Source organism: Roseburia sp. (assembly GCF_041325975.1).
Classification (GTDB): domain Bacteria; phylum Bacillota; class Clostridia; order Lachnospirales; family Lachnospiraceae; genus Roseburia; species Roseburia rectibacter.
On the sequence record NZ_JBGLEJ010000004.1, the window covers coordinates 1,067,963 to 1,081,516 of the forward strand.

16 protein-coding genes are annotated in these 13,554 nt (G+C 38.5%); 1 reads left to right on the forward strand and 15 read right to left on the reverse strand.

The genetic code is table 11. The features are described from left to right. Nucleotides 1-85: 85 nt before the first annotated feature. The 6 genes from ACDD58_RS08340 to ACDD58_RS08365 all read right to left on the reverse strand — a co-directional run bounded on the left by ACDD58_RS08340 (nt 86) and on the right by ACDD58_RS08365 (nt 4,955). Nucleotides 86-514, reverse strand: coding sequence for a hypothetical protein (locus ACDD58_RS08340; protein ID WP_370776910.1), 429 nt, complete (start codon nt 512-514; stop codon nt 86-88). Between the two features lie 305 nt (nt 515-819). Continuing rightward, complete coding sequence (locus tag ACDD58_RS08345; protein WP_370776912.1) at nt 820-1,635, reverse strand: alpha/beta fold hydrolase; 816 nt, start codon at nt 1,633-1,635, stop codon at nt 820-822. Then, complete coding sequence (locus tag ACDD58_RS08350; protein ID WP_370776914.1) at nt 1,616-2,962, reverse strand: ABC transporter permease; 1,347 nt, start codon at nt 2,960-2,962, stop codon at nt 1,616-1,618. Before ACDD58_RS08350 ends, ACDD58_RS08345 begins: the two co-directional genes overlap by 20 nt. Nucleotides 2,963-3,271: 309 nt before the next feature. Then, complete coding sequence (locus ACDD58_RS08355; protein WP_117920226.1) at nt 3,272-4,087, reverse strand: class I SAM-dependent methyltransferase; 816 nt, start codon at nt 4,085-4,087, stop codon at nt 3,272-3,274. 130 nt (nt 4,088-4,217) lie between these two features. Next, on the reverse strand, nt 4,218-4,556 hold the full coding sequence (locus tag ACDD58_RS08360) for a hypothetical protein (protein WP_117684373.1): 339 nt from the start codon (nt 4,554-4,556) through the stop codon (nt 4,218-4,220). Nucleotides 4,557-4,622: 66 nt separating this feature from the next. Then, nucleotides 4,623-4,955 (reverse strand): helix-turn-helix domain-containing protein, encoded by a 333-nt coding sequence (locus tag ACDD58_RS08365; RefSeq protein WP_072522465.1) that lies wholly within the window; start codon nt 4,953-4,955, stop codon nt 4,623-4,625. 142 nt (nt 4,956-5,097) lie between these two features. Here ACDD58_RS08365 and ACDD58_RS08370 point away from each other — a divergent pair, with 142 nt between their 5' ends. Next, nucleotides 5,098-5,451, forward strand: coding sequence for a cupin domain-containing protein (locus tag ACDD58_RS08370; RefSeq protein ID WP_118210241.1), 354 nt, complete (start codon nt 5,098-5,100; stop codon nt 5,449-5,451). Nucleotides 5,452-5,551: 100 nt separating this feature from the next. Here ACDD58_RS08370 and ltrA read toward each other — a convergent pair whose 3' ends face one another. The 9 genes from ltrA to ACDD58_RS08415 all read right to left on the reverse strand — a co-directional run bounded on the left by ltrA (nt 5,552) and on the right by ACDD58_RS08415 (nt 13,541). Beyond that, entirely contained in the window at nt 5,552-6,835 is a 1,284-nt protein-coding gene (gene ltrA, locus ACDD58_RS08375; protein WP_118592077.1) for a group II intron reverse transcriptase/maturase, read from the reverse strand. Between the two features lie 629 nt (nt 6,836-7,464). Then, a complete protein-coding gene (locus ACDD58_RS08380) occupies nt 7,465-8,373 on the reverse strand; it encodes a radical SAM mobile pair protein B (RefSeq protein WP_118592419.1) in 909 nt (302 codons plus the stop codon). Beyond that, nucleotides 8,361-9,050: a radical SAM mobile pair protein A gene (locus ACDD58_RS08385; RefSeq protein WP_370776919.1), complete on the reverse strand. Its 690-nt coding sequence runs from the start codon at nt 9,048-9,050 to the stop codon at nt 8,361-8,363. Before ACDD58_RS08385 ends, ACDD58_RS08380 begins: the two co-directional genes overlap by 13 nt. Continuing rightward, the gene (locus ACDD58_RS08390; protein ID WP_117920236.1) at nt 9,047-9,478 is read right to left on the reverse strand and encodes a radical SAM mobile pair system MarR family transcriptional regulator; all 432 of its coding nucleotides are present in this window, start codon (nt 9,476-9,478) and stop codon (nt 9,047-9,049) included. The genes ACDD58_RS08385 and ACDD58_RS08390 overlap by 4 nt, the downstream gene beginning before the upstream one ends. A gap of 121 nt (nt 9,479-9,599) precedes the next feature. Then, the gene (locus tag ACDD58_RS08395; RefSeq protein WP_370776921.1) at nt 9,600-10,043 is read right to left on the reverse strand and encodes a GNAT family N-acetyltransferase; all 444 of its coding nucleotides are present in this window, start codon (nt 10,041-10,043) and stop codon (nt 9,600-9,602) included. A gap of 29 nt (nt 10,044-10,072) precedes the next feature. Next, nucleotides 10,073-10,393 carry a TfoX/Sxy family protein gene (locus ACDD58_RS08400; protein ID WP_370776923.1) on the reverse strand — a complete coding sequence of 107 codons (321 nt, stop codon included), beginning with the start codon at nt 10,391-10,393 and terminating at the stop codon, nt 10,073-10,075. Between the two features lie 21 nt (nt 10,394-10,414). Further along, a complete protein-coding gene (locus ACDD58_RS08405) occupies nt 10,415-10,663 on the reverse strand; it encodes a DUF3781 domain-containing protein (protein ID WP_118592421.1) in 249 nt (82 codons plus the stop codon). 161 nt (nt 10,664-10,824) lie between these two features. Beyond that, a complete protein-coding gene (bilR, locus tag ACDD58_RS08410) occupies nt 10,825-12,759 on the reverse strand; it encodes a bilirubin reductase, long form (protein ID WP_117920240.1) in 1,935 nt (644 codons plus the stop codon). Nucleotides 12,760-12,788: 29 nt separating this feature from the next. After that, on the reverse strand, nt 12,789-13,541 hold the full coding sequence (locus ACDD58_RS08415) for an alpha/beta hydrolase (protein ID WP_006858440.1): 753 nt from the start codon (nt 13,539-13,541) through the stop codon (nt 12,789-12,791). Nucleotides 13,542-13,554 lie beyond the last annotated feature (13 nt).

Here is a 13,554-nt window from a genome sequence, read left to right on the forward strand (position 1 = left end):
ATTTCTATAGCACCTTGAAAAATTCATAATTTGTAGTATGTCGCCGGATTTTAGAAGATATATGCCGGGGCTTTCCTGCCTTGTTTTATGCAAGTACCGGATTTTGAGCGTAATGTCCTAAGCCCCTCACATAATTGAAGGGTTTCCGGAAATTCAATGCGGCTATTTTGGAACCGAAAGAGAACTTGCCACGCTGTTTTCCATGGGGCATCTTTTCCAAATGGTAATTCTTTCGAATATTTGACGGAACAGTTTCCACTCCATTACGGAGAATGCAGGTGTATATCAGTTCCATCCGGCTTAGTTTGCGGATGTTGGATTCAATCATCATGGAATCCATTCGTCTGACTTTGCCGCTGATTCCCATCAATTTTACAATGGAAGCACTTAGATCTTTCACACAGTCATGGTAGAGATCCTTATTATGAAGGGCATACTGAATTCGAAAATCCAGCATAAGATTTTCAACTATCTCATCATCGGAATAATCAAAAAGCTCTTTGATGATGAGCACGCCAACGGTCACATTTACCGGAGTATTCGGTCTGGATGCCTTATCATTGTATAATACAGAAAAGCGCTTTTCATCAATAGCAGGAAATATTTTATCGGCAAAGATTTTTGCTCAGGATTTTTCCTGTGCTTTCTGTTCTCTGGCAGTTAATCCGGAAAAACTATCTGTAAATGACATTTGCTGGTAAGCGTTTTCCTTAAATGACATAGAGAATACCTTCTTTCTTAAGATATCTCTATTATACAGCAAGTAAACTATTTATGCCTATATTTACTACAAAATAGTGCAATCTGTGAATTTCCTTCCTAATCTACCTCGCTGATAAATTTTTCTATAAGCCTGTTTACTTCATCCGGCTGGTCGGTATTGGAATTATGACCGGCATTTTTTATCCATTTAAGCGGTAACCCTTCTCTCTGATGCCATTTCTTATTATAGCTTTTTGCTGAGCCCGCTTTATCCTTTTCTCCACAGATAAGTAACGCCGGACAACTGATACGATATGGCAAATCTGCTTTGATTGCTTCAGCAAGCATTCTGTACCCGAAGCCGGCAAGCCTTGCGTATTCTTTAGGGTCTGCATCATAGGACATCATCATTTTCCGCATAAGATTCTGACCATAATCTGTCTCAGCGCACCCTCTTGACCCTGCCCTAAGAAGCGCTTTCCATGGATATATTTTATATAATGGCTCTGCTCTTTCAAGAAGCCATATTTCCATTGCAGTCATATAAGACTTTTGAAGCGGTGCAGAATCAATAGAAATAAACCCCTTTATCTTATCCGGATATAATTCCATATGCATTTGAGCCAGATATCCACCCATAGACTGACCAATAATGATCGGATGATAAATTTCTTCTTTTGCTAAGATTTCATAAAGCCATTCTGCCATGTCAGCCAGACTGTAATTATTCGTAAATGGTCTGGATAATGCATGTGATGGTGCATCCCATACAAACACATTCTGTTTATTCTCAAAATATTCTATCTGCTTCTCAAAAAGCCTGTGATCTGCTGTAAGTCCCGGTAAAAATACTAACGTAATTTTCTGCTTGTCTATTATATTTACAAAATAACGGATGCAGCCACAGGATGTCTTATAACTGTTTTCTATCATTTTCCGTCCCCTTTCCATAAACCATTTCCCAATGATTTATCATTTCCAGATATTCCTGCTCAAAAACAGTTACATCATAATTTCCTGTTCTGTACCAATGCTTCAGCATCCCTTCTGAAGCATATAGAATTTCTTTATATATACGAACAAATTCTATATCCTTACGGATGAAATCGAGATTCAAAATTGACAAAAGCAATTCCAATGTCGTTTGGGTAACATCCTGTACATACGGTTGGATAGTTGATTGAATATCCGGCTCTGTTTCAAAGTATGAATTTATGGAAAATAAGGACAAAAATGTGTATTTTCTCATCACTGCACACTTAGCCATCAGACCTCGACGCATCATTTCAAAAAAATCATCTGTTTCATATACCTTATATTTACACATGTACTTTTTTGTTAAATCCGCTGCATGATTCCATAAAAAAATATACAGCTCCTGCTTGTTATGAAAATAATGAAACAAAAGTGACTTGGAAATTCCGGCTTCTGCTGCAATTTCTGAGGTTGGTGCCTTTTTATATTGATTCATTGCAAATACTTTATATGCTGCATTCAATATTTGAGATTGTTTTTCTACAGGCAAAGCATAAAATTTATAATTCATAAGCCACCTCCGTTGACCAATTGGGTTAATGTGAGTATACACCCGTTGACCGATTAACGGAAGATATGACAATGCTTTCTGCAATCCAGAGCCAAAATTAGAGATTGGCATATATGCTCCACAGATAAAGCCGTAGCCTGCGCTGACAATCGTTCCTACTGCTGACATCTGCCCCTGCGTAGTAAGCGGATAGCTTATAATACTTGAAAGTGTACTTCCAAATAGCACCAGAAGAATCTCATCAATAATAATCCAAAGCACATCCACAAAGCTTAAATACCAGCCCATTTTTCCTATGTAAAGAAGTCCGATCACAAGTGCCAGCCCATTTACAAGCAATGAATTCAGCACTGTTGCAAGGAAATATCCAAGATATATCTTTGAGCGACTTATCGGTGAAACATTTAAGTCCTTCCTTATACCATTCACCTTGTCCTGAACCATTGTAAGATTCACGCAGAATGTAACTGTTACACAGCTTACTGCTAAGAGAGCGGCAACTAGCTGGGATGCAACTGTCCCATCAATCAACTTTTCCGCAATCGTAAATCCTTCCGGAAATGCTGATGTAAAAGAGTCCTTATAAACCTTTGCTAAAAATGGTGCATACAATACAATCAAAATAAATGGTGTGATAAGTGCAGAAAAAAACATTCCTTTATCTCTAAAAAATAATTTCCTGTTCCTATTCATAAGAGAAATAACTGCCTTCATTCGTTTTCACCTCCCAGTACCTTGCCTGTTACCGCAAGAAATACATCATCCATTCCGCCCTTTACTACCTCGTAATCTCTAAATATATCCTGATGTTTAACTATAAGCTTTGTTGCTTCAATGTCTATATGAGCATTACTAAGATGCATAATATATGAACCAAGATGCATTAAAACACAAAAAGGACGCAGGATTACTCCCACGCCCCAATTACTATCTGGCTTTATCTGTCCTTACCATTGGCACTTCTTTCGCTGCTTCAACCTTCATATCTGCACCGCCTCTTTACATTCACGTATAAAGACTCTTTCACATGCTTTGATCGTCTTTTTCAAATATCAGAATCTTCTGCGTAACCTTTTTTGCAATCGGTAATAACGACAAAAGTCTGTATGCAGATGAAAATAACTCCATGCCACGAAGAATATTATCATCTTTTATTTTATGATACCCTGTTGTCATATTCCCAAGGTCTTCAAAATGATCTGCACCGAAGACAAATTTTGAGCCTGTTTGCTGTATGGATTTTTCTATTCCTTCTTTCTTTACCCATGCCTTTGCCAGACATTCCATAAGAATACAGGCATTATCAAAGTTGTCCTTTATTATTTTTAATATCTTACCGTTTTCTTCTGCTGTCAGATACATTGATAATCCTTCAATGATAAAAAGCATTTTCCCCCGCACTTTTACTTCTTTTGACCATGCAGGGTCAAGTGCAGAAATTCCTATCGTAGAAACACGTCCTGATTCCTCGAAAATCTGATTGCGGATTGCTATCGTTTCTGGCAGATCCAGATTGTACCAGGTGATTTTACCATTATCCATGCGATAAAATCTCGTATCCAGACCACAGGCAATATTAACCACCGTACAATCAGGATTTTTCTCTATAAAATTCTTTACTAATTCATCAAAAACTATCGTTCTAGCAATTACCCCTTTCCCCATCGTAGAATCCCTAGCCGCTGTAGAAAAATCATAATCAATTCTGTCGACTAATTCTACCGCCTTTGCATCATAGAATTTATTATGCTTACTTTTGGAATATTGGGCTCTGGCATAAAAGCTCTGGAGCATTGTCTCAGCACTGCCACTGATAGTAGGTTTTATTCTTTCACTCATACATTTACCTTTTTTGCAATATAATTAGTTTCGACTAACTTGATTGTAACACATTTTATGAAAATAAACAATTCAAATTGACGTGTCTTGGAGACAGCCCCCATAAACTTCTTAAACTGGAAGTTTCCATTTATTTCTTTTTGCGGTATTTGGGTTCAATACCTACTACATACGCTACCATAGCCGCAATACTAATAAGCATTGCACCCAATATAGGTATAATAATCAAACCCGAATTCTGCCCATCTAATAAAGGCAATCCAATTAACGTAAACAAAACACCATACACGCACCACAATATGCCCAAAGCACGATTATAGCCTTTCACATCTTCTATGGGCGCTACCTCAGCATTTGCCCAAAAACCGAAAGGTTTTGCTTTCTTGGAATTAAAATCATAAATGCCCATTACAATAAATAATACGCCGATTATTACCCAAATAACAAATGCTATTAATCTTCCTTCCATAATATGTATCCTTTCTTTGTAGTTCTGTAAATTCCGATTGTTCGAGCTTTTCAAATACTAACGTACTTAATTCTGTTCAATAAGTGATTTATAGTAGTTACCAAAGTCAGCAAGTGAATTAACAATTGGAAGCATTTTTGTTCCGAGTTCCGTTAATCCGTATTCGACTCTCGGTGGCTGCTCATGGTAATCGTGGCGATATGCCAGTCCATCACTCATCATTTGTCTTAAACTATCTGTCAAAACCTTTTGTGAAATACCATCTATACTTCGTTGTAGCTCATTGAATCTCCATGGGCGCTCTTTCAAGTTACGCAAAATCAGCAGTTTCCATTTTCCTCCGATGAGAGATACCGCTGTTGCAACTGGGCATTCCGGTAATTCTTCTTTTGCTCGCATAATTCTCACCTCCGAGTCTATTGTAACACATTCAATTTTGAGTGTACAGTTACAAAAAGGTGCGTACTTGTTTTTGTATGTGTCTCACACTATACTAATACCAAGCAACCAGAAACTACAAATCAACTATGGAGGTATTATTATGACAAATTACACAAAAACAACTATTGGAAAGGAAAACCGAATTGAACTGCATGAAAAGTTGTCTTTAACAGGTGCAGAAATCAGTTTAAACGAACTACCTGCAGGAGCAAATGTCCCATTTGTTCATTCTCATAAAGAAAATGAAGAAATCTATGGAATTCTTTCAGGTAACGGCAAAGCCGTAATTGATGGAGAAGAAATCAGCCTTTCAACTGGAGACTGGCTAAAAATCGCACCTGCTGCAAAGCGTCAGTTTTTTGCATCCGATATTTCCGGAATTACTTATATCTGCATACAGGTAAAAGAAAATTCTCTGGAACATTTTACAGCAGAGGATGCCGTAATCGGCTAATTAAAAGTATTTATTTAATCGAGTAGGAGGGAAATCTGAGTGATTTCCCGACCTCTCACACCACCGTGCGTACCGTTCGGTACACGGCGGTTCAGTCAACTTAACAAGTAACACACCTTTCGGTGTAGTAATCTAACATTGAGATTAATCCAAAACGGGTTAGTCTTTCTTTTGTAACGGCTACATTCATGGCACCGCCTTGACAGCAGTGTGCGATTCTCGCACCATTATAAGCCGTTGAGTACGCTAGTTTCTTATATACCCCTAGCTTTATTAAGTTCTTCGCGCGATTCTGTGGAGTTTTCCAATGTTTCCATATACACATGCGCAATCGAAATCTTATGCTTTGGTCGAGCGTGGCACATAACACCTTCATACTACCTATTTTAAAGTAGTTAATCCACCCTCTGATAAGCTGATTAAGTTTCTCAACCTTATAGCTGTTACTAACGCCCCAGCTACGACAAGTGAGTTCTTTCATTCGCCTCTTGAACTTTGCTACTGATTTTGCATGTGGTTTTGCCTTAAATTGGTGTGCTCTTGAATCAAAGTAGAATCCGAAACCCAGATATTTCAATCCTCTTGGTCTATCTACTTTGCTCTTGGTCATGTTAACTTTGAGTCCTACTTTCTCTTCAATAAAACGAGATATGTTTCTCATTACACGATTGGCAGACATTTCGCTTCCGACCATAATAATACAGTCATCCGCGTATCGTACAAAGTTAAGCCCTCTCTTTTCCATTTCCTTATCAAGTTCATTCAGCATGATATTTGCCAGTAATGGTGAAAGATTTCCTCCTTGTGGTGTTCCCACAATAGAATCCTCATACTCATCATCAATCATGATTCCACTGACAAGATATTTCCTAATGATAGAGATAACATCTCCATCTTTTATAGTTCTGCCTATGATGGTCATAAGCTTGTCATGGTTTACTGTGTCAAAGAACTTTTCCAAGTCAATGTCTACAATCCAGTCGTTGCCCTCGTTCATCATATCAAGTGCTGTCAGGATTGCCTGTTGTGCACATCTGTTCGGTCTGAATCCATAACTATGATCATGGAACTGCTCCTCATAGATTGGTGTTAAGACCTGTGCAATAGCTTGTTGTATAAATCTGTCTGTTACTGTTGGCACTCCCAGGTTTCTGAAACCGCCATCGGGTTTTGGTATCTCCACTCTCCGTACTGGCTGAGGTTTATACTTTCTTGTCCTCAGCTGCTCCTTAATGATTTCGCCGTTCTTTGCAAGATGTTCCTTAAGTTCTGTGCACTTCATTCCGTCCACTCCCTCTGCACCTTTGTTTCGTACGACCTGCAGATATGCTCTGTTGAGGTTATCGCTAGATAATATCTGCTCCATTAGACTACTTGTGTCCATGCGTTCTTTCCTTTCCGTCTCGCTTGATTTGACCATCTTTTACCCGATTGGTTACGGCAGATGTTATCTCTTCTGCAATACGAGACATACTCAAACTTATTGATTGTTCGCCCCTTTGCTCCATCTCTATTACAGAGACTTCTTCACTACTATGGGCTCGGCTGACTTCTCACAGTTCGTTGTTACTAGGCTAATGAAACCCCTGTGAGACCTCCACGCTTAAGGTGCACGCTCTTTCCTCTCATCTATCCGCCACATTTACTCGTACTTCCAGCAACTTTAGGACTTCATCTCTTTTGGCAGATTTATCCGTATTTCCGAGCCTTATATGTGATTTCTGTCCGTCGGACCAAGAGTTTGCTTACAGCTTCCTTCAGATTCCACCTCACGATGGACACCCTTGCTGTTCTGCTATACACTTCCTCGTTGCCTAGGCGTGTTCGGGACTTTCACCCATTAGAGCGCGCCCATGGCGCGCAAACCAAAAATGCACAGTTCCCGATAAGCTAGGAACTGTGCATCTTTTTTCTTCAATTTTACAATTTCTCTATTTTTCAAACAAGAACTTCTCGATTTCAAATGGCGATAAATAAATCTCTCCACCATCATCAGTTTAATTTTCGTTTAGATTAACGATTTCTTATTCCTGTATTCTCTGTCCCTCGGATTTCCTCATGATAGAAATAATCTACGATCACCGGATGTCCCTGCGGGACTCTGCCATAAGGCATTTCATTATCCACAAAGGGACAATCATACTTCTTAGCCATTTCCTCAGCTTTTACTTCAAGTGCTTCAAAGTAGCTGCGGTTATGCTTGTTATAGATCTCGTCGTAAAGTGGTACAAGATCAGGATATTTTCCGGCGATATAATCCATAATTGTCTTTTTGAAACCGCCTCGAAGATTGAGATTTTCGAGCCAGAACAGATCGCACTGATCCTTTACCTGCTCAAAGATTGCTTCAAAATCTGTGATACCGGGAAATACCGGGGATACGAAACAGACTGTACGGATACCTGCTTCATATACCTGCTTCATAGCAGCGATACGGCACTCAATGCTAGAAGCAGAGTCCATATCGTTCTTGAAATTTTCATCTAGTGTATTGATTGACCATGAAACGGTTACTCGTCCAAGCTTCTTCAGCAGATCAATATCCCGTACCACAAGATCCGACTTTGTGCAGATCAGAATATCTGCGTCACTGCCGATCAGCTGCTCCAGAAGTTTTCTGGTATTCCCGAATTGCTCCTCCTGTGGATTGTAGCCATCTGTCACAGAACCGATGACCACCCGCTGTCCGGCATATTTCTTCGGATTCTTAATTTCCGGCCAATGCTTCACATCAAGGAAAGTGCCCCATTCCTCCTTGTGTCCGGTAAAGCGCTTCATAAAAGAAGCATAGCAATACTTGCAGGCATGTGTACAGCCTACATATGGATTGACCGAGTAACCGCCTACAGGCAGACTGGACTTGGTCATGATGTTCTTTGTTTCCGCCTCATTAATGAGGATTCCATTTATTACTTCTGCCATGATTTCTGTACCTCCAACACTTTATTGAATTCATCTGGCATTTCCTGAATCATATTTTCATTCCCTATGATAGGGACAAGATCTTCCTTCATAAATACCGGAATGTCAAGCACATGCGCCTGATCTGTCAGAGACCATGCCCACTCCGGCTCCGTATGAACCTTCCTGCTCTGAACTCCAGTCATGGTGCCGACAACGATCCAGTTGATCCCGTAAAGATCAACTGAACCTGGATTGTCGAATAGCGGCTCAAAGGTAACATGATAGTGTTTTGCTCTGACATTTTCCCGTAGTGCGTCAATACGCCACAGTTCTGCTTTTCTCGTCACCGTAACACCAAACCATGCGTTTTCCAAATCTGTATCAAAATCCAGCAGATCTGGTCGCTTTGTAAGGAACAGGAACTGATGCTGTGGATTTTCACGGATTTTTTCAAATACCTCGTCTCTCCATTCTGACTTCCAGCCGGAAAGATCGCTCATGCCGGTAAGAAGAAAGTTCTGCGGACGTTTCTTTTCCATCATCTTGAGTTTACCCGGAAAGAATTCAGGGTCAGCAAAGTCATCAATCATATGCCAGCGTTTCACATTATTGCGGGCATAGCAATATGCACACCCCACTGTACATCCGATGACGATATTCATGTTTTGAATCTGATCTTTGATACAAATACTCATGATTTCTGCCACTCCTCAAGATTCTTTCTGATACGGTCGAGGCATTCCTCAAACTGGGTAATTTCTTCCTCCGAAAAACCTTTGTAGTAAATACTGCCCATTTTATCAGATACAGAATCGTATTCGTCCTTTAAGGCATGTGCTTTTTCAGTCAGAAACAGGAGTGTTTTCCTTTTGTCCGTTTCAGACTGAACACGTCTTATCAGCCCTTGATTTTCCATTCTTTCCAGCATCGTAGTAAGAGAAGTTATCGCTAATCCACACTTAATCGAGAGTGACCTGATTGAGATTCCATCTTCCTGCCACAGTACATAAAGAATACGCCCTTGGGCTCCGTTAAACGCATCAATATTCTTTTCGCTGAGAATCTTCTCAAAGATTCGATCTCCAAGTTGTTTTATTTTGGTAACAAGAAATCCGCCATTCATTTTTACACAAAAACTCCTATATAGTATTTTATCAAATAATACTATATAGGAGTTTTACTGTCAACAGTTTGTATGTCTAAGTAGAAGTAAATTCCGATTTCTCAGTTTCAAAAACTGGAAGTTATAAATATCTTTGCAAATATACCATATCTATTAACTGTACACCACACTCATAAATTGGGTGGTCATAATTGTCCGTAAAGAAATTCGGAATATTGTGAGATCGGACAAATCCGCATTTTTCATAAAACGGTACGGTCAACGGGCTGTCACCTGTTCCAACCTGCAAAATAGAATATTCATCTGCATATTTACTTACAAGGAAGTCAATCAATGCTTTCCCATAGCCCTGTCCTTGATTCTGAGGATCAACTGCAATATTTTTAATTTCAAGTATTCCATTATCTTTATCAGTAACGACACATTCAGCTTTTACATTACCATCTTCAAGTACATACATAGTACCTTTTTCAAGATAGTGATCAATCATATTTTCCTGCTCATCAGCTAATAACAATAATGCTATAAATTGCTTTTTATTCTCATTCACTTCTCGGATTTTCATATCTATTACTCCGTCAAACTAGAATTTGTTTATTTCTTCTTTTTCGGTTTTGGAGCTAGCAGTTCGTCATACATAGCACCAAACAAACCTGCCAAAAATTCCTTATTATCAACTTCATCTACCAACAACATCTCTTTTGCTCCCTCATAGGGGAATTCATATGAAGCTGTCGGCATATAACTAATTGCTGATTTTACTGGTTTAACAAGTAATCTATCATCATAGATACCACCTACCATCTTTCCTCGATAATAAACAATAAATTCTCCCATCATAGCTCGATAAGTAATTTCTTCTAACTCAGATAGCTGCCCTAAAATAAACTCTAAATATTCTTTGCTTGACGCCATAATTTCACCTCAACTTATAATTTACTTAATAATATGTGCTGTAATAATTGTATAACTATATGAATTGATAGTGATTTTGACATTTCCAATTTCGCAATACCAATTTTTACCTTGTTTGTATATATGGCAATTTTCATCCAACACCTTATTTTTGCAATACTCAACAACATCTACTATATCTATTTTTAGATTTCTTTTAATTCTATCAACTCCCAGTTCAGTTGTATGAATTTTGTTAATATTATCGAGTAATATTTTTTTATCTTCCATTCTTCTTTTCCTCAAATACCGATTGAGAAAACGATAAAGACGGAATGTAAACGTATGGAGCGTTTACGAACTTTAAACAATAATATTTAAATATATTATAATAAAAATCCATGTTCCTTAAATTGGAACATGGATTTTGTGGTAATGGGATAATTAATAATTTATATTTCACATGCCACATCATATGCTGATTTAATAGCATGATCAATATTACTTGGACGTTCTCCAGCACAATCACCAATATAGTGAAGTGGAAGAGGACAATCAGAAAGCTCTGGAAGGTTCTTTCTTGCACCAACAGCCATTACAACAAAGTCTGAAGCAATTTCTTCTGTTGATGTATTGTCGTCTATTGTTTTTTCAACAACTACAGAATCATCTTTGATTTCTGATAATTTTGCAGATGTTACTATTTGAACATTATAATGCTCTAATTCACTCATTAGAGTAGGTAGAACAGTGTTGCTTTCTTCTTTTGCAATCTGGTCCATCATTTCAATAATTGTAACCTTACATCCACGTGAAGCCAGATATTCAGCTGTCTCAACACCTACAAGACCACCACCGATTACAGAAACATTACCGAATACGATTTCTTTCTTGGCAAGCACATCCCATGCACTTGTAACAGTTGGAAGATCTTTGCCAGGAACAGGGATTATTGCGTTGTTTGCACCTGTTGCCACAATTACTTCATCGAATGAATTATAATCCTGTGATGTGAATTCTTCACCTAGCCTGAATGTAACATCTAATTCAGGAAGTACATTTGCATAATAATTAATACTTCTCATCATTTCTTCTTTTCTTGGAGGTACACTAGCAATAAGTAACTGACCACCAATCTGAAGTGATTTCTCAAAAATGGTTACACTATGACCTCTTAATGCAGCAACACGTGCAGCTTCAAGTCCAGCAATACCAGCACCAATAATAGCTATTTTCTTTGATGATGCTGCAGGAGTTATATGTCGTGTTGCTTCGTAACCGTTTTCAGCATTAAGTACACAACTTAAGAAAGCACGATTCTGAATATTATCTGTACATCCCTTATTGCACATCATACATGTTCTGACATTACAGCAATGTCCATCTGCGCATTTGTTTGCAAAGTCAGGGTCTGTGAGAAGAGAACGACCTAATCCAATGATATCAGCAGAACCATTTGCAATAACTGCTTCGGCAGCTTCTGGTGTAACGATACGGCCTACTACAGATACAGGAATAGATACAAGCTCTTTTATTTTTTTAGAATAAGAAACCATAAATCCGTATGGCTGTGTTCCCATGGCAGGGATTGTATCACCCATATTTCCTGTATGGTTAGCCTGTGCAACATGTAATGTGTCAACACCGCAAGCTTCTAATTCTTTTGCAAAAATGCAAGCCTCATCTAATGGAAGACCACCTTTTCCTCTAAAACTATTTTCTCCAAGAGGAGTAACTATAGGAAGCTTGTAGTCGATAACCATGTCAGGTACGATTGTTTTTAATCTTTTTACAAGTGTTAATGCAAAACGTGTACGATTAGCCAGGTCACCGCCATATTCATCAGTTCTATGATTTAAAATAGGAGAGCAGAGAGAACCAACAAGACGGTCTCCATGTACTTCAATACAATCAACACCAGCTTCGTGTGCTAAGATAGCACAGTTTTCCATATGCTTTATTATTTCATCAAGTTCTTCTGCAGTTACTTCATTTACAAAGTGCTGCATATCATGGTGAAGTTTAGCTCTTGCTTCCTGCATTTTGCCCTGATGGAACATATCGTTTAAAGCTTTAACATTGTAGTCAGGATGGAATAACTGAATTCCAAGCTTTGCACCATTTTCATGACATGCGTCAGCAAGTTTTTTGAAGCTTTGAACCTGCTCAGGTGAATAAAGCTTTGGTGTAGGAGAGAATGTTGGAAGTGGTGCAACATCTCCAATTACTATATATCCGACACCGCCTTTTGCGAGACGCTCGTAAAAACGAAAACTTTGTTCTCCAATAGAACCATCTTTTTCCTCATATCCTGTTGTAAGTGGTGGGAACATAATACGGTTTTTAAATTCAATATTTCCAACTTTTATAGGCTCTAATAATTTCATTGTTCATACTTCCTTTCAAAGTGAATATACTATTTAAGTGGTGTTAAAAACTCTAACATTAATTTGTCTAATTCTGCTCTTGCAAAAGCACTGGCAAAATTGTGGTTAGCGCCTTCAATCGTTTTATAATTGCATTTTCCATTGTAAAGTGACTCATATCTATGGCATGTTGCATCATCTACCAAATCATCTGCAGTTCCTCTTATAAGGAGGACTGGTCCGTTGTATCCTTCTGCTGACGAGAATGGCTCATAGTTAAATAAATCATGATTAAAGGATGTTGGGAAAGTGAGTCCTTCAATATCGGCTTTGGTGATTCCCTGAGCTTCCATGGCTTCAGCACGATCCTTACATCCAAACCACATTCCAGCACCTGGACACATAAGCATGAGAGCATAAGGATTAACAATAGGAGCTGCAGTAGCAGCTGCGTATCCTCCCATACTCTGACCAGATAAGATAATCTTATCTGGATTGGCAAAATCTTGTGTTTTAGTCCAGTTTATAATATCCTCGATATCGTGTAGGATACCTGTAAAGGTCATGTCCTCGAATTCACCATCACTTTCACCATTTCCGTATAAATCAAAACGGACACTGGCAAATCCATGTTCAGCTAAGAATCTGGCTGTGTGAGTATAAATACTTTTGTAACCGCTTTTATTCCCTGTAAAGCCATGTACATTTACAATAGCAGGAAATCTTGTGCCATCTTCTGGAATGTTAACTATTCCGCGTAAGATGTGTCCATCACGGTTTGTAATTTCTACTTGTTTTGTCAATTTAAAATACCTC